Origin of the sequence: Micromonospora sp. KC723, from assembly GCF_004348595.1 — a bacterium.
In the GTDB taxonomy this organism is placed as follows: Bacteria; Actinomycetota; Actinomycetes; order Mycobacteriales; family Micromonosporaceae; genus Micromonospora.
This window is the reverse complement of the sequence record NZ_SMKD01000091.1, coordinates 1-23,375: the sequence shown is the minus strand read 5'-3', so window position 1 is coordinate 23,375 and position 23,375 is coordinate 1. Positions and strand designations below refer to the sequence as shown.

General features: G+C 72.3%; 23 protein-coding genes and 2 pseudogenes. 9 read left to right on the top strand and 16 right to left on the bottom strand.

All coding sequences use genetic code 11. From position 1 onward, the window contains the following. A partial coding sequence (locus tag E1165_RS19655; RefSeq protein ID WP_132393254.1) for a DUF2786 domain-containing protein occupies positions 1 to 689 on the bottom strand: 689 nt, incomplete at its 3' end. 117 nt (positions 690 to 806) lie between these two features. Between E1165_RS19655 and E1165_RS19650 the strand changes: the two genes are divergently transcribed. Then, the gene (locus tag E1165_RS19650) at positions 807 to 1,223 is read left to right on the top strand and encodes a hypothetical protein (RefSeq protein WP_132393253.1); all 417 of its coding nucleotides are present in this window, start codon (positions 807 to 809) and stop codon (positions 1,221 to 1,223) included. Between the two features lie 42 nt (positions 1,224 to 1,265). On the opposite strand, the gene E1165_RS19645 is transcribed toward E1165_RS19650, so the two are convergent. Continuing rightward, positions 1,266 to 1,655, bottom strand: coding sequence for a hypothetical protein (locus E1165_RS19645; RefSeq protein ID WP_132393252.1), 390 nt, complete (start codon positions 1,653 to 1,655; stop codon positions 1,266 to 1,268). Positions 1,656 to 1,819: 164 nt separating this feature from the next. On the opposite strand from E1165_RS19645, the gene E1165_RS19640 reads away from it, so the two are divergent. Continuing rightward, complete coding sequence (locus tag E1165_RS19640) at positions 1,820 to 3,172, top strand: ABC transporter substrate-binding protein (protein ID WP_132393251.1); 1,353 nt, start codon at positions 1,820 to 1,822, stop codon at positions 3,170 to 3,172. Between the two features lie 63 nt (positions 3,173 to 3,235). Here the strand turns inward: E1165_RS19640 and E1165_RS19635 are convergent, their stop codons facing one another. Both E1165_RS19635 and E1165_RS19630 read right to left on the bottom strand, forming a co-directional pair. After that, positions 3,236 to 3,979, bottom strand: a complete 744-nt coding sequence (locus E1165_RS19635; protein WP_132393250.1) for an enoyl-CoA hydratase/isomerase family protein — start codon at positions 3,977 to 3,979, stop codon at positions 3,236 to 3,238. Next, the gene (locus tag E1165_RS19630) at positions 3,976 to 4,866 is read right to left on the bottom strand and encodes a 3-hydroxyacyl-CoA dehydrogenase family protein (RefSeq protein ID WP_132393249.1); all 891 of its coding nucleotides are present in this window, start codon (positions 4,864 to 4,866) and stop codon (positions 3,976 to 3,978) included. The genes E1165_RS19635 and E1165_RS19630 overlap by 4 nt, the downstream gene beginning before the upstream one ends. A 153-nt stretch (positions 4,867 to 5,019) precedes the next feature. On the opposite strand from E1165_RS19630, the gene E1165_RS19625 reads away from it, so the two are divergent. Next, a complete protein-coding gene (locus E1165_RS19625) occupies positions 5,020 to 5,313 on the top strand; it encodes a hypothetical protein (protein ID WP_132393248.1) in 294 nt (97 codons plus the stop codon). A 27-nt stretch (positions 5,314 to 5,340) separates the two neighbouring features. Here the strand turns inward: E1165_RS19625 and E1165_RS19620 are convergent, their stop codons facing one another. Then, positions 5,341 to 6,120 carry a methyltransferase domain-containing protein gene (locus tag E1165_RS19620; protein ID WP_132393247.1) on the bottom strand — a complete coding sequence of 260 codons (780 nt, stop codon included), beginning with the start codon at positions 6,118 to 6,120 and terminating at the stop codon, positions 5,341 to 5,343. 52 nt (positions 6,121 to 6,172) lie between these two features. Here E1165_RS19620 and E1165_RS30795 point away from each other — a divergent pair. Continuing rightward, positions 6,173 to 6,553, top strand: a pseudogene (locus E1165_RS30795) (PPOX class F420-dependent oxidoreductase). 93 nt (positions 6,554 to 6,646) lie between these two features. On the opposite strand, the gene E1165_RS19610 reads toward E1165_RS30795, so the two are convergent. Then, positions 6,647 to 6,856: a BldC family transcriptional regulator gene (locus E1165_RS19610; protein WP_007073996.1), complete on the bottom strand. Its 210-nt coding sequence runs from the start codon at positions 6,854 to 6,856 to the stop codon at positions 6,647 to 6,649. 242 nt (positions 6,857 to 7,098) lie between these two features. Then, positions 7,099 to 7,938 carry a hypothetical protein gene (locus tag E1165_RS19605; RefSeq protein WP_132393246.1) on the bottom strand — a complete coding sequence of 280 codons (840 nt, stop codon included), beginning with the start codon at positions 7,936 to 7,938 and terminating at the stop codon, positions 7,099 to 7,101. Positions 7,939 to 8,113: 175 nt separating this feature from the next. On the opposite strand from E1165_RS19605, the gene E1165_RS19600 reads away from it, so the two are divergent. Together E1165_RS19600 and E1165_RS19595 are read left to right on the top strand one after the other, a co-directional pair. Continuing rightward, positions 8,114 to 9,196 carry a Glu/Leu/Phe/Val dehydrogenase gene (locus E1165_RS19600; RefSeq protein WP_132393245.1) on the top strand — a complete coding sequence of 361 codons (1,083 nt, stop codon included), beginning with the start codon at positions 8,114 to 8,116 and terminating at the stop codon, positions 9,194 to 9,196. 289 nt (positions 9,197 to 9,485) lie between these two features. Then, a complete protein-coding gene (locus E1165_RS19595) occupies positions 9,486 to 9,698 on the top strand; it encodes a DUF3073 domain-containing protein (protein WP_132393244.1) in 213 nt (70 codons plus the stop codon). A 140-nt stretch (positions 9,699 to 9,838) separates the two neighbouring features. Here E1165_RS19595 and amcA read toward each other — a convergent pair whose 3' ends face one another. The 5 genes from amcA to E1165_RS19570 form a co-directional block, all read right to left on the bottom strand. Further along, a complete protein-coding gene (gene amcA / locus E1165_RS19590; RefSeq protein ID WP_132393243.1) occupies positions 9,839 to 10,075 on the bottom strand; it encodes a multiple cyclophane-containing RiPP AmcA in 237 nt (78 codons plus the stop codon). Then, positions 10,044 to 11,147, bottom strand: a complete 1,104-nt coding sequence (gene amcB / locus E1165_RS19585; protein WP_305792154.1) for a cyclophane-forming radical SAM peptide maturase AmcB — start codon at positions 11,145 to 11,147, stop codon at positions 10,044 to 10,046. The genes amcA and amcB overlap by 32 nt, the downstream gene beginning before the upstream one ends. 129 nt (positions 11,148 to 11,276) lie before the next feature. Next, on the bottom strand, positions 11,277 to 12,431 hold the full coding sequence (gene purM, locus E1165_RS19580) for a phosphoribosylformylglycinamidine cyclo-ligase (protein WP_132393241.1): 1,155 nt from the start codon (positions 12,429 to 12,431) through the stop codon (positions 11,277 to 11,279). 59 nt (positions 12,432 to 12,490) lie between these two features. Further along, a complete protein-coding gene (purF, locus tag E1165_RS19575) occupies positions 12,491 to 14,032 on the bottom strand; it encodes an amidophosphoribosyltransferase (protein ID WP_132393240.1) in 1,542 nt (513 codons plus the stop codon). Positions 14,033 to 14,190: 158 nt separating this feature from the next. After that, positions 14,191 to 14,544 (bottom strand): sterol carrier family protein, encoded by a 354-nt coding sequence (locus tag E1165_RS19570; RefSeq protein ID WP_132393239.1) that lies wholly within the window; start codon positions 14,542 to 14,544, stop codon positions 14,191 to 14,193. 102 nt (positions 14,545 to 14,646) lie between these two features. Between E1165_RS19570 and E1165_RS19565 the strand changes: the two genes are divergently transcribed. Then, a complete protein-coding gene (locus tag E1165_RS19565) occupies positions 14,647 to 16,794 on the top strand; it encodes a carboxypeptidase-like regulatory domain-containing protein (protein ID WP_132393238.1) in 2,148 nt (715 codons plus the stop codon). A 172-nt stretch (positions 16,795 to 16,966) separates the two neighbouring features. On the opposite strand, the gene E1165_RS19560 is transcribed toward E1165_RS19565, so the two are convergent. From E1165_RS19560 to purS, 4 genes and pseudogenes are all read right to left on the bottom strand, one after another. Then, complete coding sequence (locus tag E1165_RS19560; protein WP_132393256.1) at positions 16,967 to 17,722, bottom strand: 2-phosphosulfolactate phosphatase; 756 nt, start codon at positions 17,720 to 17,722, stop codon at positions 16,967 to 16,969. A gap of 322 nt (positions 17,723 to 18,044) precedes the next feature. Next, positions 18,045 to 20,642: pseudogene (purL, locus tag E1165_RS19555) on the bottom strand (phosphoribosylformylglycinamidine synthase subunit PurL); the annotation flags it as partial. 70 nt (positions 20,643 to 20,712) lie between these two features. After that, positions 20,713 to 21,396, bottom strand: coding sequence for a phosphoribosylformylglycinamidine synthase subunit PurQ (gene purQ, locus E1165_RS19550; protein WP_132393236.1), 684 nt, complete (start codon positions 21,394 to 21,396; stop codon positions 20,713 to 20,715). Continuing rightward, positions 21,393 to 21,656, bottom strand: a complete 264-nt coding sequence (gene purS / locus E1165_RS19545) for a phosphoribosylformylglycinamidine synthase subunit PurS (RefSeq protein ID WP_132393235.1) — start codon at positions 21,654 to 21,656, stop codon at positions 21,393 to 21,395. The genes purQ and purS overlap by 4 nt, the downstream gene beginning before the upstream one ends. A gap of 461 nt (positions 21,657 to 22,117) precedes the next feature. Between purS and E1165_RS19540 the strand changes: the two genes are divergently transcribed. Both E1165_RS19540 and E1165_RS19535 read left to right on the top strand, forming a co-directional pair. Then, a complete protein-coding gene (locus E1165_RS19540) occupies positions 22,118 to 22,801 on the top strand; it encodes a DUF1986 domain-containing protein (RefSeq protein WP_132393234.1) in 684 nt (227 codons plus the stop codon). A gap of 23 nt (positions 22,802 to 22,824) precedes the next feature. Further along, on the top strand, positions 22,825 to 23,375 hold a 551-nt coding region (locus E1165_RS19535), incomplete at its 3' end, for a YbjQ family protein (RefSeq protein ID WP_132393255.1).

The following is a 23,375-nucleotide window of genomic DNA, read 5'->3' as shown; positions in this document are numbered from 1 at the left end:
GTCGGGGGGTGGTGGGAGACGGCATCGGGTTTGCCGAGCTGGGCGCGGCGACCCGCCGCCGCCCCGGCGCCGAAACCGCTGCCGGCGAGACGGCGCGGGGGTGCGGTCCGGAGCCTCGGGTAGACCTCGGTGATCCGGCGAGCCACCCGGTCGGACCGGTCCGCGAGGACCAGCGCCACCGAAGGGCCGCCCTGCTCGGCCGCCGCACCCGCCTCTGCGGCGCGCAGCCGCTCCCCGACCACCCGGGCGAAGCCGGCCAGCCAGGAACGACGGAAGGCGGCCGGATGCTCGCCGGCGGGCACTGGCGTGCCGGCCAGCCCGTGCGCGGCCTGCACCAGCAGCGAGGTGAAGAGCAGGTCGACCCGTTCCAGGTCGCTGGTGAAACCGAACAGGTGCAGGGCGAAGCCGTCGCCCTGGGGGCGGCGTACGCAGCGGCAGCGCAGTGGGTCGGCGATCGCGGCGAGCAGGCCGGCCTTGTCCCGGGCGTACGGGGCGACGACGTCGACCACCCGGTCGCCGACCGGATCGGCGGTGGGGTCGCGGGCGGCCAGCAGCGCCCGGTCGACGCCGTAGCGGGCGATCAGCTCGGTGGCCTTGGCGGTGAAGGCGGCGGACTCGGCGGGCGTGCAGGCCGGGTCCTCGGCCTTGGCGAGCAGCTTGCGCACCTTGCTCAGCATGGCCTCGGACATATCACCAGAGCTATCACATCCACGGGATAGTCCACTTCGCACGGTTCGTCGGTATGATCACCACGCTCGGCACCCCGCCCGCAACGCACGGCTCACCCATCCCTCTGGAGGCACCCCATGGCATCTCCGGTCACCCGTCTGACGGTGGTCACGGCGGCGTTGTCCCTGCTCGCCCTCGGCTCCCCCGCCCAGGCCGCCGCCCCCGGGAGCAACCTGTACGCCTCGACCGCCACCTGCTACGGCGGGGCGGTCCGCTCGTACTTCGACCAGGGCCGCAGCGGCGGGGACGCCGGCCCGTACCGCACCACCACCCGGTGCAGGGACATCAACGTCCGCAACGCCAGCCAGTACGGCGTCAACGCGTGCGTGATCTTCATCGACAGGACGAGCGCGTGCAACTACCGCACCTACCTGCCGTCGGGATCCCCCTTCATCACCGTGGCCACGGACGTCAGGGACGGCGTCCGGTTCAAGGTCCGCTTCGAGACCCTGCGGTACGAGGTCGAGCCGCTGATCGCGTACCACGCGTTCTGACCGGTGACGGTGGGTGCCCGGGCACGCGGACACCCACCGCCGTCAGCCGGCCCGGCTGCGCAGGGTGGCCACGGTCGAGCCGGCGAGGGTGAGCAGGCAGTCCGGCAGCAGCCCGTCGGCGACCGCCGCCCCGAAGAGCGCCTCGCCGGTGTCCACGTCGTGGTTCGCGTACGCGCTGACGAAGCGGGCCACCCAGCGGGCGTCGTACCCGGCGTCCTCGATGCCCGGAAAGTCCAGCGCACAGGCGCCGGGCGGCGGCGGATCGCCGACCATGGTGGCGGCGAGGCACCAGGCGACCCCGTACGCCCCCGCGAGCCCGGACCGGTCGACCACCGCGTCGAAGGTTCCCACCACCGCGTCACCGTCGCCCGTCAGGGCCGATCGGAGCACGGCGGCGGCGTCGTCGAACGTCTGGTCTGGCACCTCGGTCACCTGCCGAACGGTAGGACCGGCCGTCAAGCGGTGACCGGCAGTTCCCCGCGGTGACGCTGCGTACTGGTCGCCATCGGGCCGCCTACCGGGAAAGACTCCGCACTGTCACCGGCCGCGGCGGCACGCTATCGTGCCCAGCGGACCTCCCCGGAGGAAGGACGACAATGCTCGCAACACGCGGCCCGCGCGCTGCCATCCTGGCGGCGGGTGCGGCGTTCCTGCTCGCCACCAGCGCATGCGGGACCACCGACAAGCCGAAGGACACGGCGATCCCACAGGTACGCCTGTACGGCACCGACGGCAACATGCTGAACTCCTTCCCGGCGGAGTTGAAGGACCGCGGCAACCTGGTCGACGGCATGAAGGGCACCACCCCGCTGACGCCGTTGACCGAGGACTTCAAGCAACGGCTGCTCAGGATCGACCCGAAGTTGACCGACTACCTCTACGCCGCCGAGTCGTACGACGCCGTGGTGATCAGTGCGTTGGCGGCGCAGCTGGCCGGCAGCACCGAGCCGACGCAGATCGCCCGGCAGATCGTCGGGGTGACCACGAACGGCCAGCGTTGCACGGACGTGAAGACCTGCCTGAGGCTGGCCCGGGAGGGGCGGGACATCGAGTACCGCGGCCCGTCGCTGACCCGGGCCGGGTTCACCGACGCGGGCGAACCGGCCACCGCGAGCTACGCCACTCTCCACTTCGACGACCAGAAGATCAACGACGCCAAGAGCGAGTTCGTGGGCGCGGGCAACGAGTCCGGGGCGAGCACGAAGGCCCCGCCGACACCGCGCAAGCAGCGGGGTGGGCGCGGCGACCGCAGTGACGGCTCCCCGCTGGTTCTCGGCGAGTTGCTACCCAGGACCGGGGACCTGGCGTTGGCCTACCCGCCGATGGGAGCCGGGACGACCCTGGCGGTCAAGGAGATCAACGCCGCGGGCGGCGTGCTCGGCGACCCGTTGGTCTGGATCGACGGCGACGACGGCACCAGCGTGGCGGTCGCCAAGGCCACGGTGGCCTCGCACATCGCGAAGGACGTGCACGTCATCATCGGCGCCGGCGGCTCCGGTATCTCCGCCGCCGTGCTGCCGGACGTGGTGGCCGCCGGGCGGATCCTCTTCTCGCCGTCGAACACCGACTCCGGCCTGACCAAGGCCGACGACAAGGGCCTGTACTTCCGTACCGCCCCGCCGGACAGTCTCCAGGGTCGGGCCCTGGCCGACGTGATGCTGCGCGACGGCCCGGCGCGGATCGTCGTGGTGGCCCGCCGGGACTCCTACGGCGAGGGCCTGCAGGAGACCGTCCGCGCCGAGCTGGAGCAGGCCGGCATCGGTGGGGACCGGGTGAAGCTGCTGACCTACGAGCCGCCGGCCGACGCCGAGGCCGCCCCCGTGAACTTCACCGGCATGGCGAACGAGATCAAGGCGTACGGCCCGGAGGCCGTGCTGATCATCGGCTTCGCCGAGTCGGCCGGACTGATCACCGCGCTGGACGACGCGGGCGTGCGGATCCGGCACTGAACCCGCCGACGCGCGACGGCCGCACCGGATGCCCGGTGCGGCCGTCGCGCCGTACGGCTGCGCTCAGCGGGAACGGCGGCGGTCCAGGAACTCGGTCATCCGCCGCCGCTTCTCCTCGTCCTCGAAGAGCACCGCCTGGCTGACCAGGTCGAGCTGCGGGTGGGCGGCCGGCGGCGCGTCCACGGCCAGCTTGGTCAGCCGCAGCGCCAGCGCCGACGCCTTCGCCATCTCGTCGATCAGCTCGTGCGCGGCGGGAAGCAGTTGGGTCGGTTCGGCCACCATCCGGTTCACCAGGCCGATCCGCAGCGCCTCCTCGGCGTCCACCCGCCGGCCGGTGAAGAGCAGCTCCTTGGCCCGGGTCTCGCCGACCAGCGCCGGCAGCCGGTGGGTCGCGCCCGCGCCGGCCAGGATGCCCAACCGCACCTCGGGCTGACCGAAGACCGCCCGGGCCGTACAGACCCGCAAATCGCAGGCGTACGCCAACTCGGCGCCGCCACCGAGCGCCGGCCCGTCCACGGCGGCCACGCTCGGCATCGGCAGGGCGCGGATCCGGGCGAACGCGGCCTGGTTGATGGCGGCGAGGGCGTCCAGCCGGCCCCGGTCGCGGAGCTGGGCGATGTCGGCGCCGCCGGCGAAGACACCCTCCGCGCCACCGGTGAGCAGCAGCAGCCGGGGACGGGTCTCCAGTTCGGCGCAGACGGCGTGCAGCTCGCCGATCAGGTCGGCGTCGATGGCGTTGCGCTTCTCCGGCCGGTCCAGCGTCACCACCAGCCGGTCGGGCAGCTCTTCGATCCGCAGTCCGCTCATCGGGTCCGCCCGGTCGGTGCGGCGTCGGCGTCGACCCGGCGCCCGTCCACCCAGCGGTAGAAGCCCTGGCCGGACTTCTTGCCGAGTCGGCCGTCCGCGACCATCCCGACCAGCAGCGGCGGCGGCGCGAACCGGTCCCCGTACGCGGCCTGGAGGGTCCGGGCGATGTCCAACCGGACGTCCAGCCCGACCAGGTCGGTCAGTTCCAGCGGGCCTACCGGGTGCCGGTAGCCGAGGACCATCGCCTTGTCGATGTCGGCGGGGTCGGCCACGCCGTCGGCGACCATCCGGATCGCCTCCAGGCCGAGGGTGACCCCGAGCCGGGAGGTGGCGAAACCGGGCATGTCGCGTACGACGACCGGGTCCTTGCCCAGCCGGCCGGCGAGCACGACCGCCGCCTCGGTGGTCGGCACGGCGGTGGCCGGGCCGACCACGATCTCCAGCAGCGTCATCGCCCAGACCGGGTTGAAGAAGTGCAGGCCGAGGAAGTTCTCCGGCCGGGCCAGTCCCGCGGCCAGCTCGGCGATCGGGATGCTGGACGTGTTGCTGCCCAGCAGCGCCGGTCGCAGCGCCTCGGCCTCGCCCAGCACCGCACGCTTCAGGTCGAGCCGCTCCGGCACCGCCTCGACGACGACGTCGGGCTCCGGGGCGACCTCGGCCAGCGCGGCCCGCAGGGTCAGCCGCTCCCGGTTCGTGGCGACCTGCGCGGGGTCGAGCCGGCCGCGCCGTACGGCGCGGTCCCACAGCTCGCCGAGACGCGCGGCCGCGACCCGCGCCCGGTCCCGGTCGACCTCCACCAGTTCGACGGCGTAGCCCGCCCCGGCGGCGACGTAGGCGATCCCGAGGCCCATCGTGCCGGCACCGACGACGACAAAACGACCACTCATGACGCTCCTCGCTGCGTGCGGCGGCGCCCGGGGTCTCCGTCGTGCCGCCCGCTCCTCGGTGCGACCCTATGCAGCACCCGCCGAGATGGCATGCGTGGGGGACCGGCGGAGCGGGTACGACGGCCCCCAACGCCAAGGGAAGGACGAGTCGAGATGAGTCAGGCACCCGTGGACGGCACCACCGACGGCACCGAGACCGTGGAGACGCGCGGCGACGAGCGCGTGGACCTGCTCCGCGCCGACACCAACAACGACGGGAAGACCGACGTGTGGGTGGTCGACACCGACGGGGACGGCAAGGCGGACCTCTTCCAGTTCGACACCGACGGCGACGGCAGGGTGGACATCACCATGGTCGACATCGACGAGGACGGCACGCCCGACGAGGTGGTCGACGGCGACGGCGGGCTGCCGCCGGAGCAGCACGTCCCGACTGTCGAGGTCTGAGGCGACCGGGAGCCCCGGGCCGCCCGGTCACTCCGCGAGCCGCAGGATGGCCAGGTAGTACGGGGCGTCCCGGTCGTCCACGTCGACCAATCGCCACGGCGTGCCGTGGACCAGCTCCGCCAGTTCGGCGGCGGAGCACACCAGGTAGTCGAACCAGTCGGTGCCCAACTCGCGGTACCGCAGCCGCAGCCGCAGTTGGCCACCGAGCCGGCCGAGCCGTCGGTTGCGTTCGTGGTAGCCGGTGTGCAGCGGGTCGGTGGTGCCGTACGGGTCGGTGCCCTGTGCGACGATCTGCGCGCCGGGGCGGGCCATGGCGGCGAGCGCGGCGAGGAACTCCGGTGCCCGCTCGCGTCCCTCGAACAGGCCGAGGTTGTTGCCGAGCAGCAGGAAGGTGTCGTACAGGCGGCCGTCGGCGGCGTGCTCGTCGACGGTGCCGAGGACGAGGTCACGCACGCCCCGGTGCCGGGACACCCGCAACGCGCCCAGGGACGTGTCCAGCCCGGTCACCGGCACGCCCCGCGCCTGGAGTTCCCGCGCGATCCGGCCGCCGCCGACGCCGACGTCCAACGTCTCGCCCCGGGCCCGGTCGACGGCCCGGTGGTCGTACGGCTGCCAGTGTTCGGGGCCTTCCAGGTAGTGGGCGGCGGGGGCCCCGTTGACCAGCCCGTCGTCCCGTTCGATGATCTCGATGACCGGACGGGGCAGCCGCCCACCCGCCAGCGGCCGGCGACCCGTGCCGGTGTGCACCGCGTACGCGTCGCGCAGCATCTCGCCGAACACGTCGCCGATCCTGGGTTCCCCGGTCACGCCGTTCACGCTATCCGCGCGGGCGACGGCTGTCGCCGCCGCATCCTGGCCGATGACCGACCTGGACCGCCTGGCGGCGGAGAAGTACATCCTGCTGGCGACGTTCCGCAGGGACGGCCACGCGGTACCGGCCCCGGTCTGGGTGGTGCGCGACGGCGACACGCTCGCGGTGTGGACGGCCGCCGGCTCCGGCAGGTGAAGCGGGTCCGGCGCGACGGCGCGGTGACGGCGGCTCCGTGCGACATGCGGGGCCGACCGCACGGGCCGGCGGTGCCCGGGCATGCCGTCCGCTGCGGGCCGGCGGAGAGCGATCGGACGCCGCGACCTGGTCAAGCGGAAGTAACGGCTGATCGGCTGGCTCAGCCTGCTCGGCGGCCGGCTGCGGCGGGACACGGCCGGCACCGTCGGCCTACGGGTGACGTTGTCCCGGTGAGGCGTCACACCCCGGGCATGATTCAGGGGCGGTGGATCGCCGCTGTCGCGACGTCCGCCCGCCCCTGATGCTGGGAACGCTTCTCGATGTCGGTCAGTCTCCCTGGCGCTGCTGGGGGATCTGCCCCTGAAGCAGGGCCCGCACCTCCGACTCGCGGTACCGACGGTGGCCGCCCAGAGTCCGGATCGCGCTGAGCTTCCCCGCCTTGGCCCACCGGGTCACCGTCTTCGGGTCGACACGGAACATCGACGCCACCTCGGCCGGTGTGAGCAGCGGCTCTGGTTCGTGCGTTCGCGATGCCATCGGTCACTCCTCCACATGTATAGACATCGGCCGGGGTCCCGCCGGCCGACGCGTCTCCCATGGTCCGGCTAGTCCCCGATGTCCGACATGGGCCGAACGGCCGAAGGTCCCTAGACGGACGGATGAGCCATGCCCGATTTATCGGCATTTTACACGGCAGGAGCTACCTTATTCGGACTCATAATCACGGTTCGTAATCCGTCAACTACGAGCAGCCCTCAGATTGGGCGTCCAATTCGTGGTCAATTGCACCGTTCAAGCAGTTGCACTGCCCGCCACCGGGCCACCAGCCGGTCGTACGCCGCGGACGCCTCCTCCGCCTCGCCCCGGGCCAACCCGGCCAGTCCCGCGGCGACCAGATCCGTGGAGTCGTCGGCGGTCAGAGCCTCGTCGGAGAGCAGCCACACCAGGCCGCCGTAGTCCAGTTCCACCACCGAACGCGGGTGGAACTCCTCCAGCCAACGGGCGGCCTCCTCGACCGCCTCGGTGATCGGCGCCTCCCCGACAGACTTGCGCAACACCGACAGCGCCCGCTGAGCCCGCCGCCGGGCCTTCGAGATCTCCGTGCGGTATCGCAGCGCGCGCCGGTCCGTGGGGTGGGTCACCAGGTCCCGCTCCGCCGCCTCGAAGAGCACGAACCAGCGCAGTGGCACGCCCCAGGTCGCCGTCTGCTCGTGCAGCCGGGGCACACCGTGCTCCAGCACCCGGGCGCCGCTGCGCCAGTCGTCCACCACCGCCTTGGCCTGCCCGGCCAGAACCGGCGGCACGAACGCGTCGGCGAGCACCGAGGGGACACCGTCCCGCGCGCTCAGCGCCGCCTCGGCCACCCGGATCCGCAGGTTCCACGGGCAGACCAACAGAGTGTCGTCGGTTTCCAGCACGTACGCCTCGTCCGGCAGGTCGGGCAGTCGGGTCCAACCCGCACCCAACGCCTCGATGACCGAGGTGCGCTGCCGCCCGGGGCCCTCCAGCGGCGCCACCGCCCGCCCCTCCCGCACGTAGCGCCGCCAGTACGACTGACGGTCCCGGTCGAAGGCGGTCAGCGGCTCGTACACGCGCAGATGTGAAGCGAAGAGCGGCACGGCGCGATCCTCCCACGAAACCGGGCCGCACCGCCGTCGCCGCCCTCGGGCGGACGTGACGTGGACGACAGCGTGGCACCGACCGATATTAGGCTCAGCAGCACCGGCAGCATCCCCGCCGGCCTGCCACCAGGTCCGTGTCCCACAAGGACGCTCACCGACACAGGAGTCAGCCATGGGCGTATTCGCCAGCACCGACGACCCGGGATCGACCGGTCACGAACAGGTCGTCTTCTGCCAGGACAAGCAGACCGGTCTCAGGGCCATCATCGGCATCTACTCGACCGCGCTGGGCCCCGCGCTCGGCGGCACCCGGTTCTACCCGTACGCCAGCGAGGAGGCCGCGCTGGCGGACGTGCTCGACCTGTCCCGCGGGATGGCGTACAAGAACGCCCTGGCCGGGCTGGATCACGGCGGCGGCAAGGCGGTCATCTGGGGCGACCCGGAGAAGATCAAGAGCGAGGCGCTGCTGCGGGCGTACGGCCGCTTCGTGGAGTCGCTCGGCGGGCGCTACTACACCGCCTGCGACGTCGGCACCTACGTCGCCGACATGGACGTGGTCGCCCGGGAGACGCGCTACGTCACCGGCCGCAGCGTGGCGCACGGCGGCGCGGGCGACTCCTCGATCCTCACCGCCTGGGGCGTCTTCCAGGGCATGCGGGCCGCCGCCGAGCACGTGTGGGGCACCCCGACGCTGGCCGGCCGCCGGGTCGGTGTGGCCGGCCTGGGCAAGGTCGGCAAGCACCTGGTCGGCCACCTGCTCGACGACGGCGCCGAGGTGGTCGCCAGCGACGTCAACCCGAAGGCGCACGAGTGGGCCCGCGCAACCCACCCGCAGGTCGGCCTGGTCGACGATGTCGCCGCCCTGGTGGCCGCCGACATCGACGTGTACGCCCCGTGCGCGCTGGGTGGCGCGCTGAACGACGACACCGTTCCGGCGCTGCGGGCCCGGGTGGTCGCCGGCGCGGCGAACAACCAACTCGCCCACCCGGGCATCGAGAAGCTGCTGGCCGACCGGGGCATCCTCTACGCCCCCGACTATGTGGTGAACGCCGGCGGTGTGATCCAGGTCGCGGACGAGATCGAGGGCTTCAACTTCGAGCGGGCCCGGCTGCGGGCCACGCGGATCTACGACACCACCCGGGAGATCCTCCGGCTCGCCGACGACGAGGGTGTGCCACCGGCGGTGGCCGCCGACCGGCTCGCCGAGCGCCGGATGGCCGAGGTGGGCCGCCTGCGGGCGATCCACCTGCGCTGAGGCGACGGTTCCGGGGTGCGGGGCGATCCGCGCCCCGGGAGCCCCGGTGGGTAAGATGAATTCGGCCGCTTTGTAGCGCTCTGCCCACCGTCACGACCGATCACCGGTGCCACTCCTTACCAGGTACACTCGGTGACGGCCGGATGACTGCGACGCGCAGGGCCGGCTGACGGTAACCCGAGGTGCCGAAGGTTGGCATCCCCATGTACCGTAAGAGCCACGAGAGATGCCTGACGTCATCGGGGCCCGCCTTCGGGCTGCCCCGCATTCTGTGCGAGGGGGTCGAGCCATGGGGCGCGGCCGTGCTAAGGCCAAGCAGACGAAGGTGGCCCGGGAGTTGAAGTACCACTCCCCGAACACCGACCTCACCGCCTTGCAGCGCGAACTGGCGGGTGCTGGTAAGTCTGAGCACAACTTCGACGACGACTACAAAGAGTATGTCGACGACGATGATGAGGATCACGCGGACGACCCGGACACCTGGGTTCCTCCGACCCGCTGACCTGCGGTCGCAGCTGAGCACGCGGCGCCTCCCGCGTGCTCACGCATGCGCCATCCACGTACCCGAGATCAGGGACCTCGCCCGGCTGGGTCACTCCGGCTGACCGGCAGGGTCCCTGATCTCGGGGCGTCGGCGTCCGGTCAGCGCGGTCGGTTGTTCCAGTTGTAGAAGGTCGGGATGTTCTCGAAGTGGTTCCAGGCGCAGACCGCGCCGGCACCGTCGGAACCGGCCACCTCCGCCCGTGCGCGGCGGGCCGCCTCAGCCTCGTGGAGCAGGGCGGTCAGCCCCGTGGCGGCCTGACGGACCCGGTCGGCGACCGGATCCGCGGCACCTCCCCCGACGGCCTCAGGCTGCCGGTGACTCGTGGTCTCGGGCATGCTCCAACACTCCCTCCAGTAGGCGGATCTTGCTGTTCCGGCAGTGCTCGGTCTCCGTACCGTCGAACCGGCCCTGCTCGAAGTAGCGGTTGGCCGCGTGGCCGCCGCCGCAGAAACCGAAGTACGGGCAGGAGGACCGGCACGACTCGACCCCGGACAGGAACTCGTCGACCCACGGTGTGCCCGCCGCGCCGGCGAGAATGTCGGCCAGGGGCATGGCCAGGACGTTGCCGCTGCTGAAGTCGCCGTACCGGGGGTCGCGGAAACCGGCCAACTCCGGGGAGAGCACGACCACCGCGCCGTCGTGACCGACGGTCGGGATCGGGTCGAGCCGCCGGGGCAGCAGCTCACCGGCGGTACCGTCGAGCACCGCCGCGGCGTACCGCAACGACCACTCGACCTCACGCAGGTGGATCCGCGGCGCCCGCCGCCAGGCCGCCACCAGCTCGGCCCAGAACCCGGTCACCGCGGCGGCGTCGTGCGCGTTGCTCCGGGTGTTGACCCCCTCGGTCTCCTCGACGTTGACACCGAGCACGTCGCAGCCGAGACCGAGAAAGTAGTCGTACAACTCGGTCGCCAGCCCCGGAGCGGGTCGGCTGACCACCGCCAGCGCGGAGAAGGGCAGGCCGTGCCGACGCAGCGCCTCGACACCGCGCACGATCCGGTCGTATGCCGGCTGCCCGCCCCGGGTCACCCGGTCGCCGTTCCGCTCCCGGGGGCCGTCCACGCTCACGCTCACCCGCACCCGGTGCGCGGCGAAGAACGCGCACCAGGCGTCGTCGACCAGCGTGGCGTTGGTCTGCACGTGGTGTTCCACCTCGGGCGCGAACGGGGCCATCAGCGCCGCCAGATGCTCCCGGCCGGCCGCGAGGGGCTCACCGCCGTGCCAGACCACCGAGAAGCGCCCCGACCGCGCCCACCGGTTCACCGAGGCGGCGACCGCCTCCGCCACCGCCACCGGCATCCGCCGATCGGTGGCACGGAACGGCAGGTAGCAGTAGGCGCAGTCCAGGTTGCACAGCGTGGTCGGCTGCATGACCACGTACGAGGGGACCACGGCGATGCCCCGCATCCCCGTCGCCGGCTCTGCCCGGGCAGCCATCGGCCCTCCTCCCCGTGCCTGAAGTGCTCTTCAGGCTAGGCGGCGACGACCACTCGGGTGAACCCCTGATCAGGTGCCCGGATGATCAACAGAATGTGATCAACCTCGGGTGTGCTGACCGATCATCTGCACGTTGCCGGAGCCCTCGATGATCTCACCGGCCTGCCACGCGTCCACGCCGCGACCGGCCAGGGTGGCCAGCGCGCGGTCGGCGTCCTCGGCCGAGACGATCGCGAACATGCCGATGCCCATGTTGAAGGTCGCCTCCATCTCCGGGTCCTCGATCCGCCCCTTCGACTGGATCAGGTCGAAGATCGGCTGCGGCTTCCAGGTGGAGCGGTTGACCACCGCGTCGACGTGCTCGGGCAGGATCCGCACCAGGTTGCCCGGGATGCCACCGCCGGTGACGTGGGCGATCGAGCGCACGTCGGCCTCGGCGATCAGCTTGAGGCAGTCCTGCGCGTAGATCTTGGTCGGGGTGAGCAGTTCCTCGCCGAGCGTCCGCTGCCGGCCGAAGTCCTCGATCACCACGTCCAGCCGCATCCGGCCGGCGCCCAGCAGCACGTGCCGGACCAGCGAGTATCCGTTGGAGTGCAGGCCGGACGAGCGCATGGCGATCACCACGTCGCCCACCTCAACCCGATCCGGGCTGAGGATCTCGCTCTCCTCCACCACGCCGACACCGGTGGCGGAGATGTCGTACTCGTCGGGACGCAGCACCCCCGGGTGCTCGGCGGTCTCCCCGCCCAGCAGGGCGCAGCCCGCGTACCGGCAGCCGTCGGCGATGCCGGCGCCGATCTCGGCGACCTTCTCCGGCACGACCTCGCCGGTGGCGATGTAGTCGAGCAGGAACAGCGGCTCGGCGCCGCAGGCCACCAGGTCGTCGACGACCATCGCGACCAGGTCGATGCCGACCGTGTCGTGGATGTCCATCTGCTGCGCGATCACCAGCTTGGTGCCGACGCCGTCGGTCGACGCGGCCATGATCGGGTTCTTGTACTTCGTGGTGTCCAACCGGAACAGCCCGGCGAAGCCACCCAGGTCACCCATGACCTCCGGCCGCCGGGTCTGCTTCACCTTCGACTTCAGCAGCTCCACCGCGCGGTCACCCGCCTCGATCGAGACTCCGGCGTCGGCGTACGAGACCGTGCGCCTGCGGGTCGTGCGGCCGGCGCCGGCCGTCCAGGGCTGACGGTCGCCACCAGCGCCGGTCTGGCTGCTTCCTGCGCCGCTGCGCTCGGACACGTGCGTCACGGTTCTCCCCTTAGTGGTTCTCGGCGCCGCACCGGGGTGCCGGCGGACGCCGGGCGGTGCTACGGGTGGTGGACGGTCGCGCCACCCGGAGTGGCGACGAGCGGAGGGGTGGCGGACCCGAGGTCGTCGACGGGCGTGTTCGCGACCCGCCGCTCCACGCCCTCGAGCACGTGCTTGCCGATCAGGTTCCCGGCCGGCAGCTCGATCGGGTACTGCCCGTCGAAGCAGGCGCGGCAGAGCCGGGTCTTCGGCTGCTCGGTCGCGGCGATGAGACCGGGCAGCGAGACGTAGCCGAGGGTGTCCGCGCCGATCGACCGCCGGACGCCCTCGTTGTCCAGGCCGTTCGCCAGCAGTTCGGCCCGGGTGGCGAAGTCGATGCCGTAGAAGCACGGCCAGGTGACCGGCGGGGACGAGATCCGCACGTGGACCTCCAACGCGCCCGCCTCGCGCAGCATCCGCACGATGGCCCGCTGGGTGTTGCCGCGCACGATCGAGTCGTCGACGACGACCAACCGCTTGCCCCGCACGTTCTCCCGCAGCGGGTTGAGCTTGAGCCGGATGCCGAGCTGGCGCAGGGTCTGCGACGGCTGGATGAAGGTCCGCCCGACGTACGGGTTCTTCATCAGGCCGGCGCCGTAGGTGATGCCCGACTCCTCGGCGTACCCGATGGCGGCCGGGGTGCCCGACTCCGGCACCGGAATCACCAGGTCGGCCTCGACCGGGTGCTCCCGGGCCAGTTGACGGCCGATCTGCTTCCGGGCGCTGTGCACGTTGCGCCCGGCGATGGTGGCGTCGGGACGGGCGATGTAGACGTACTCGAAGAGACAGCCCTTCGGGTCCGGGGCGGCGAACCGGGTCGAGCGCAGCCCGTCGCCGTCGATCGCGATCAGCTCGCCGGGCTCGATCTCGCGGACGACGCTGGCCCCGACGATGTCCAGCGCGGCCGTCTCGCTCGCCACCACCCAACCGCGCTCCAGCCGACCCAGCACCAACGGGCGTACGCCGTGCGGGTCACGGGCCGCGTAGAGGGTCGACTCGTCCATGAAGACGAAGCTGAAGGCTCCGCGCAGCCGGGGCAGCACCTGCATCGCCGCCGCCTCGACGGAGAGGTCGGGGTAGCTCGCCAGCAGCATGGTCACCAGCGAGGTGTCGTTGGTGGCGCCGTCGGAGCCCAGCCCACGCTCGCCCACCTCGCGCTGGAGCTCGGCGGTGTTGACGAGGTTGCCGTTGTGCGCCAGGGCGATGGTGGTGCCGGAGGTGCTGGAGCGGATGGTCGGCTGGGCGTTCTCCCAGGTCGACGCGCCGGTGGTGGAGTAGCGGGCGTGGCCGATCGCGAGGTGCCCGCGCAGGCTCGCCAGGGTCGGCTCGTCGAAGACCTGGGCCACCAGGCCGAGATCCTTGTAGACCACCACGCCGGACCCGTCGCTCACCGCGATGCCGGCGGCCTCCTGGCCGCGGTGCTGCAACGCGTAGAGGCCGAAGTAGGTCAGGTTGGCGACCTCTTCGCCGGGGGCCCAGACACCGAAGACGCCGCACGCATCCTGCGGGCCCGGTCGTTGGGGGTCAAGGTCATGGCTCAGCCGGCCGTCGCCTCGGGGCACCTGCCGCTCCTCATGCTGGTCTGGATGGCCTGGCGTGCGTTCAGCATGCCACCGCCCGGGGCCCACTGTCGTCACCTGACAGTGTACGCGAATCGCAGTCGATACAGATAGTCACGATTTGCCTCCGCCGGGTAACTGGACGTACGCGATCGCCCCTGCTAGAGGGGCAGATACCCGGAGAGATCCGCCCGCACTCCACTCACCTGAACGCGACCCTCAGTGACCGCCTCGACCCAGGAGAGCCGCCCCGTGGCCAACGCCAACCACGTCGGCGGGTCCATCTCCACCACGTTTGGCGGGGTGCCACGGGTGTGTCGGGGACCGGGGAGACACTGAACTGCACCGTAAGGTGGGACTCGCACCTCCACCGATCGGCCGGGGGCACGCTCCGCGAGGGCGGTCAACAAGGCACGGACCGCCTCCCGGTACACCGACCGTTCGGGGACACGCCCCTCGTCGAGTGCCGTGAGCGCCGCCACGACCGCGGCGGACTTAATGTGCGGAGAGGACACGACGGGACGATACGATCCGATGCCATCGGCTCGGACACTGGCCCTGGGTCGCGCCGATCCCGTCAGACAAGGCATAGTTGCCGACGGCGTATTCGTACCGTGATGATCCCTGGTCCAAACTTGCCCGGGAAGTCAGACCGGAAGGCGGTGGACGTGTCAACACACCGACGTGCCTGGAAGCAACGGGCGGGTGTGGTCGTAGCGCTGGTTGCCGGCGCTCTGCTCGCCACCCCCGCCACACCGGCCCTCGCCGCCTCGGCCAGCGTGTCGCCGGGCTCGGTAACGGTGAACGCCGGCAGTGACGCCACCGTGACGGTCCGGGTCACTCCGAGCGATGGTGACAGGTCAGCTCAGATCAGCCTCAGCGGCCTGCCGTCGGGCGTCAGCTGCGACGGCTGCGGGAACGTCACGTTCAGTGAGATCCCGGGCCAGTCCAAGACCCAGCTGCTGACCCTGAAGGCGAACGACAACGCGTCGGACAGCACCGCCCAGGTCACCGTCCGGGTGGTTCCGGACAAGTCAGAACCCGCCACCGCGAACTTCACGCTCACCGTGAAGGGCAGGGCCGCGCCGACGAGCAAGCCGCCGGAGGCACAGACCGTCAAGTCCGTCTCGGGCAAGGTGGTCGTGGCCGCCAACGGCGACGCGGTCCCGGACGCGCGGGTGATGCTGCGCGACTCCCAGAACCACCAGTACGAGACCACCACCGACAGCAGCGGCAACTGGCGCTTCACCGGCTCCGCGGAGCGGCCCATCACTCCGGGCCGGATCGACCTGGGAGCCAGCAAGGGCGCCGACGCGATCAACACCAAGACGATCACGGCCAGCGCCGGGCAGAGCCTGACCGGTCAGCGGATCACCCTGCCGATCAAGGTCGAGGTCTCTCCGAGCGCCAGCCCGTCGCCCTCAGCCGAGGTGACGCCGACCGAGGTGGCCACCGAGGAGGAGGCCACCACGGAGGCCACCGAGCCCTCCACCGGAACGCAGCAGGCGGCCTCCAACGACGAGGATGGCATGGGCTCGTTCCTGGTCATCCTGCTCGGCGGCCTGCTCGTCGCGGCCGGTGTCGGCACGATCGTGCTGCTCTGGATCCGCCGCCGGAACGCCGATGACGGCGACGGAGGGGCGGCCGAGGGCGCTGCGGCGGCCGGTGGCGTGCCCCCGGCGCGGAACGCGCTGCGGGGAGCCGACGACCAGACCCGCGTGGTCAACAGGGTCGGAGCCGGACCGGATCCGACGATGGTGGGTGGCACCTCGCTGAGCGACGCGCCGACGATGCTGCAGCGCCCGGTCGTCGACGACGTCCCACCGGACCCGTACGGGGCTCCGCCGCAGCCGTACGGCCCCGGTGGAGCGCAGGCCGGCGGTTGGGCCGCCGGCGGCGGCTACGGCGACGAGCCCGCCCAGGGCGGCGGATACGGCCAGCAGGGTGGCTACGGCACCAACGCCCCGGCCTCCGGTGGCGGGTACGGCAACGCCCCAGCCTCCGGCGGTGGCTACGGCAACGCCCCGTCGTCGGGTGGCGGCTACGGCAACGCCCCAGCCGGCGGCGCGTACGGCAACGCACCGGCCTCCGGTGGCGGCTACGGCAACGACTACGGCTCCCCCGCCGGTGGCCCCGGCTACGCCGGGCAGGAGCAGGGCGGCGGCTACGGCGAGCAGCGGTACGACGAGCCGACCGGCCGCTACAACGGCGAAGCCACTGGCACCTACGCCCCGCCGGCCGACCCGTACCCGACCAGCACCTACCAGCCGGAGCCGGGCTACAGCCAGGCCGAGCCGGGCTACGGTCGTGGCCAGGAGCCTGCCGGCGGCTACGGCACCCAAAGCGGATACGCCGCGCCGGGTGGTTACGACGCGGCTCCGCAGCAGGGCTATGACAACGGGTACGACCAGCAGGGCGGCTACGGCGCTCCGCAGGGTGGGTACGACCAGTCCGGCGGATACGGCGGCCACCAGGGTGGGTACGACCAGCCCGGGTACGGCCAGCAGCCGCCGCAGCAGCAGCCCGGGTACGGCCAGCAGCCGCCGCCGCAGCAGCAGGCCGGCTACGGCCAGCAGCCGCCTCCGCAGCAGCAGGCCGGCTACGGTCAGGAGCCTCCGCAGCAGCGGGGCGGCTACGACAACCCCGGCTACGACCAGCAGGGTGGTGGCTACTACGGCGAGCAGGCACCGGCGGGCCGGGCCCGGCCGGACGGCCCGCCGCCCCAGGACCGGGGCGGTCGCCGCCTCGACTGGCTGGACGACTGAACCGAGAGCACGAGAAAGGGCCGCCCGCTTCCCGGGTGGCCCTTTCTCGTGCCGCCGTCGGCCGGCGGGTGCGGCTCGTCGACCCGACCGGTCGACGGGCACCGCGGTGGGAAGCCGGTGCGGGCGACGTCGCCAGGCCCGGGAGAGGCGATCTCAGGCCCGGGAGGCGGTGTCAGGCCCGGGAGAAGACGCCGTGTCGAAGGAGGGGGACCACGTCCGAGACGTTGGTCCGGACGGCGATCTCGACGTCGGCCGCGAATCCGCCCTCGACCAGCTCCCGGCCGGAGACGCAGCCGCGCACCGCCGCGGCCACGTCCGGGGTGCTGGCCAGCACGGCGAGGGCCATCGCCGCCTCCACCGACAGCCCGCCGGACACTCCGGAGAGGGTGTCCAGCACGCTGGCCGCGCCGAGTTGGTCCTCGACCGACGGGCGCAGCGAGCCGTCGGGCCAGCGTTCGCCGGCGGCGATCACCCCCACCGGGGCGTCCGTCGAGCCGTACCCCTGGCGGCGCAGCCAGCGCCCGACGGCGCGGGCGTTACGCAGGCAGGCCGCGACCACGGGCAGCCCGGTGGCGCTGGCGGCGGCGCTGATCGCCGATCCGTTCGGCGACGGCAGCACCAGGTCGGCAACGGCCGGCGCGGTGGTCAGTGCCGCCGGGGAGAGCGACCACGGATGTTCCGGGGTCGTCTTCCGGCGGCCCACCGCGGCGACGGCTCCGACCCGCAGCGCGTAGTCGGCTGCCTGCTCGCCCCAGGGGAACGGGTGGACCCGCATGCCGCGCCCGACCGCCACCTCCACGGTGGTGGTGAACGAGAGCACGTCCACCACCACCAGCACCGCACAGACGCGGCCGAGTTCCGCCGCCCCGGTCAGGCCCCAGTCGAACCGGGCGCCTGAATCGGGTTGGAGGTGGACGGCCGCAGCCACCACCTCAGCGCTCGTCGGGCGGAGCGGGCCGCTCGTCACCGGCGTCGCTGGCAGCCGCGGCGTCCGTCGTGGGCCCGGCCGCTGCGCCCGTGGGCCCGGCCGGCTCATCGACCGGTACGGCCTCGGTGGCCGTACCGGCCTCGGTGGCCGTACCGGCCTCGGTGGCCGTACCGGCCTCGGTGGCCGTACCGGCCTCGGTGGCCGTACCGGCCTCGGTGGCCGTACCGGCCTCGGTGGCCGTACCGGCCGACACAACCGAAGCGGTACCGCTCGGCGCGGTCTCGGCGCTCGGCGCGACGGCAGCCGGCGGCGCGACCGGGACCGACCCGGCGACCGGTTCGTCCGCGACTGGCTGGGCGTCGGTCCCGACCGGCTCGACGGCCGGCACACCCACCGGCTGCGTGGCCGTCGCCGGGGCGATGGTGGTGGTGCCGGTGCGAGTCGCCTCGACCTCGACCTGCGCCGCCTCCGGGCCGCCGAAGAGCTTCGGCAGGGTCGCGGTGTGCGCCGCGCGCAGCTCGTCCAGACCGATCCGGAACTGGCCGTGTACCTCGAGCGCGCCACTGGCCGGGTCGGTGACGCCGATCAGCTCCCACGGCACGCCCCGCTCCGAGCAGAGGGCCGTGAAGGCCTTCTCGTGCCCGCGCGGCACCGACACCAGCATCCGGCCGGCCGACTCGCTGAACAGGAAGACGAACGGCAGGGAACCGTCGGCGAACCGCTCCGGCACGGCGATCCGGGCGCCGACGCCGCGCCGCAGGCAGGACTCGACCAGGCTCTGGGCGAGACCGCCGTCGGAGAGGTCATGGGCGGAGCTGAGGTGGCCGACCCGGGCCGCCTCCGCCATCAGCTCGGCCAGCAGCCGCTCGCGCCCCAGGTCGACCTGGGGCGGCATGCCGCCCAGGTGCTCGTGGGTGACCCAGGCCCACTCGGAACCGGAGAGCTCCACGTGCGTGTCGCCGAGCAGGAAGAGCTGGTCGTGGTCCCCACCGGCACGCGGGACGAAGCCCATCGGCACCCGGTTGGCCACGTCGTCGAGCACGCCCAGCACGCCGACCACCGGGGTCGGGTGGATCGCGGCGGCACCCGTCTGGTTGTAGAAGCTGACGTTGCCGCCGGTCACCGGGATGCCCAGCTCCAGGCAGCCGTCCGCCAGGCCACGTACGGCCTCGGCGAACTGCCACATGACGCCCGGGTCCTCGGGGGAACCGAAGTTGAGGCAGTTGGTCACGGCGATCGGCTTCGCCCCGGTGACGGCCACGTTCCGGTACGCCTCGGCCAGTGCCAGCTTCGTCCCGTGGTAGGGGTCGAGGCGGGCGTACCGGCCGTTGCCGTCGACGGAGAGAGCGACGCCGAGGCCGCTCTTCTCGTCGATCCGGATCACGCCGGCGTCCTCCGGCTGGGCGAGCACGGTGTTGCCGAGCACGTACCGGTCGTACTGTTCGGTGACCCAGGTCTTGTCGGCCAGGTTCGGGGACGCGATCATGCGCAGCAGGGTCTCCCGCAGCGCCTCCGGGGTGCTCGGCCGGGGCAGGGTCTCCGCCCGGTCCGCCTGGAGCAGGATCAGGTCGGCCGGCTCGCGCATCGGGCGGGCGTAGACCGGGCCGTCGTCGACCAGTGAGCCCGGCGGGACGTCCACCACCAGCTGGTCGCGCCAGGTGATCACCAACCGGCCGGGCTGGCCGTCCGCCGCCGGCGGGGTGACCTCGCCGATCGCGGTGGCCCAGACGCCCCACTTCTCGGCGATCTTGAGTACCGCCTCCAGCTTGTCCGGGGCGACGACCAGCAGCATCCGCTCCTGGGACTCGCTGGCCAGGATCTCGTGCGGTTCCATCGAGGGCTCCCGCAGCGGCACCCGCTCCAGCCACACCCGCATGCCGGTGCCGGCCGAGGCGGCGGTCTCGGTCAGCGCACAGGTCAGGCCGGCGCCGCCGAGATCCTGGATGCCGACGACCAGCTCGGCGTCGTACAGCTCCAGGCAGGCCTCGATGAGCAGCTTCTCCATGAACGGGTCGCCGACCTGCACCGACGGGCGGCGCTGCTCGCTGCCCTCGTCGAAGGTGGCGCTGGCCAGCACCGACACGCCGCCGATGCCGTCCCGGCCGGTCTTGGCGCCCATCAGCACCACGACGTTGCCGGGGCCGGCGGCGTCCTTCTTCTGCAACCGGTCGACCGGGAGCACGCCGAGGCAGAGCGCGTTGACCAGCGGGTTGCCCTGGTAACAGGGGTCGAAGACCACCTCGCCGCCGATGTTCGGCAGGCCGAGGCAGTTGCCGTAGCCGCCGACACCGGCGACCACACCGGGGAGCACCCGGGCGGTGTCCGGGTGGTCGGCCGCCCCGAAGCGCAGCGGGTCCATCACCGCGACCGGACGGGCGCCCATGGCGAGGATATCCCGGACGATGCCGCCGACACCGGTCGCCGCACCCTGGTACGGCTCGACGAAGCTCGGGTGGTTGTGCGACTCGACCTTGAAGGTGACGGCGAGCTCGTCGGAGACCCGGACCACGCCGGCGTTCTCACCGATGCCGGCGAGCAGCCGGTCGCTCGGCGGGGCCTTCTCGCCGAACTGGCGCAGGTGCACCTTGCTCGACTTGTAGGAGCAGTGCTCGCTCCACATGATCGAGTACATGGCGAGCTCGGCCTGGGTGGGGCGGCGGCCGAGGATGTGCCGGATCCGCTCGTACTCGTCGTCGCGGAGGCCCAGCTCGGCGTACGGCTGAAGCTCCTCCGGGGTGCCGGCGGCGCGGGGGACGGTGTCCACGCCGTCGGCCCAGTCGGCGGCCGGCGCGGGGTCGGCGTGCCGGCCCGCGTCGGCCGGGCCGCCCTGCGGCGCCACGGTGGCCGCGAGCGGCTCCGCCGGGGCGGCCGGGAAGGTGCCCGGCGTCTCCCGTACGGCCGGGTCCGGATGGGTGGTCATGACCTCTCCTCGCTGCGCTCGTGGTCGCCCGTGGGGCGGTGGAGCCGACCGATGATCCCGCCGCGCACGGTCACGCCGGCGCCCCCACCAGGTGCTTGAGCACCGAGGTGAAGAAGCCGAGGCCGTCCAGGGAGGGGCCGGTGAGTGCTTCCACCGCGTGCTCGGGGTGGGGCATGATGCCGACCACGTTGCCGGCGGGGTTGGTGATCGCGGCGATGTCGCGCTGCGACCCGTTGGGGTTGCCGCCGACGTAGCGGGCGACGACGCGCCCCTCGGCCTCCAGCGCGTCCAGGGTCGCGGTGTCGGCGACGTAGCAGCCCTCACCGTTCTTGACCGGGATGAGGATCTCCTGGCCCGGCTGGAAGGCGTTCGTCCAGGCGGTGCTGGTCGACTCCACGCGCAGGACCTGGTCCCGGTTGCGGAAGTGCAGGTGCTGGTTGCGGGTGAGCGCGCCGGGCAGCAGGTGCGCCTCGCAGAGGATCTGGAAGCCGTTGCAGACGCCGAGCACCGGCAGGCCGCCGCGGGAGGCGTCCACGATCTTCTCCATCACCGGGGCGAACCGGGCGATGGCACCGCAGCGCAGGTAGTCGCCGTAGGAGAAGCCGCCGGGGAGGACCACGGCGTCCACTCCGTGCAGCTCCGCGTCACCGTGCCAGAGCCGGACCGGCTCGGCGCCGGCGAGGCGTACGGCCCGGGCCGCGTCCCCGTCGTCGAGCGAGCCGGGGAAGGTCACCACACCGACGCGCGCGGTCACGGGTGCGCGCCCACGGTCTCGTCTGCCTCCACCACGCGGACGGTGAAGTCCTCGATGACGGGGTTGGCGAGCAGCTTGTCGGCGATCTCCCGGGCCCGGTCCAGGTCCGGCTCACCGGTGAAATCGATCTCGATCCGCCTACCGATCCGGACGGAGGCGACGTCACTGACGCCGAGCCGCGGCAGCGCGTTTGCGACGGCCTGGCCCTGGGGATCGAGGATCTCGGGCTTGAGCATGACGTCGACGACGACGCGAGGCACTGGGCACTCCTGACTGTGTACGCAGTTGGGTGCCGGCCCACTACGGGCGAGCGTGGCCAGCGTACCTGGCAGATACGGCTCCGGACGCACCGGCCGGGGCCAGTTCAGGCAGTGATCAACATAACCACGCACCGGCACGGACGGCCGATGCCGTTTCGTTGCGACGCCGATGCGGTTTCGTTGCCTGTAACCGTGGCGACACGTGGACGTCACGCTGCTGGCCAGGTGAAACGCGCTCGGCCCCGACAAGGTGACCAGTTTCTGACAAGCGGCCACGAGCCTGCCTCGACCAGGCGTGTCACATCAGTTAATCTCCGTCGAACTCTTGTGAACGGGATTCGGGAACCCTACCGTTCATCGGCAGGTGTCGATGCATCATCGACGCCTCGGCAGGTCACCCCCACCCGCCGCGGTCGACTCTGCCCGGCGACCCCGGGCCCCGACACAAGGAGTCCCCCGACATGCGTCTTCGTCCCCTGGTCGCGGTGCTGACCACCGCCCTTGCCGGAGTGCTCGCCTCCGCCTCCGGCGCCACCGCCGCTCCCGCCGGTCCGGACCCGATCATCGGCGGCAACACCGTCTCGTCCGCACCCTGGGCCGCGGCGGTGTTCAGCAACGGCTCGTTCACCTGCTCCGGCAGCGTCATCTCCGCCGACTGGGTGCTCACCGCCCGGCACTGCGTCAGCGGCTCGATGTCCGTCCGGGTCGGCAGCGTCTACCGCTCCTCCGGTGGCGTCACCCGTACGGTCGCCGCCACCTACAGCCGCTACGACCTCGCCCTGATGCGCCTGTCCAGCCCGGTGAGCGTCACCCCGGTGACCCTGGCCAGCAGCAACCCGCCGATCGGCTCCACCAACACGATCTACGGCTGGGGCCAGACCTGCTACAGCGGCTGCTCGGCGTCCAGCCAGCTCAAGACCGCCTCGGTCCGGGTGACCAGCAACAGCGTCACCGACGCGTACGGCGGCCAGGCGATCCGGAGCACCGAGATCGACGGCAACGCCTGGCGCGGTGACTCGGGCGGACCGCAGTTCTACAACGGCCGGCAGGTGGGGGTCGCCTCCACCGCGGACGGCGTGAGCATCCAGAACTACGGCAGCGTCGCGTACAACCGGGCCTGGATCACCTCGACGGCCGGTGTCTGACCGTTAGCGCCGTGGCGGCGCGGATGGCCGGCCGAGCGCCGGACGTCCGCGCCGCCTCGTTTTGCAGCATCCGGTCAGGTGACCACGGCTCGCGAACCCAGCAGGCGACGGCTGACAGCATCGGAACCGTGCTGGTCGTGACGACGGATCAACTGCCCGGCTACGAGATCCGCCAGATCCTCGGCGAGGTGGTGTCATCGATGGCCAGGACGCGGAACCCCTACCGCGAGGGGGTGAAGAACCTGCGCGGCGGCGCGTACGACCCGATGGCGCCGGACAACCTGACCCGCTGGCGTACCGACTCGGTGGCCCGGCTCGGCGAGGAGGCCCGCCGGCTCGGCGCGAACGCCGTGGTGGGCATGCGCTTCGACAGCCGGGACTGCGGCGAGATGTGGATGGAGATCTGCGCGTACGGCACGGCGGTGATCGTGGTCCCCAAGGTCCCCGACGTCATGCCGGCCGACCAGCCCCTGGTCGCCGCCGAGACCGCCCACGACCCGGCGATCGCCCAGGCCCCCGCCGGCATCGCCGAACCGGCCAGCGCCCCCGATCTGCGCTCCGCCGCCGAAACCCC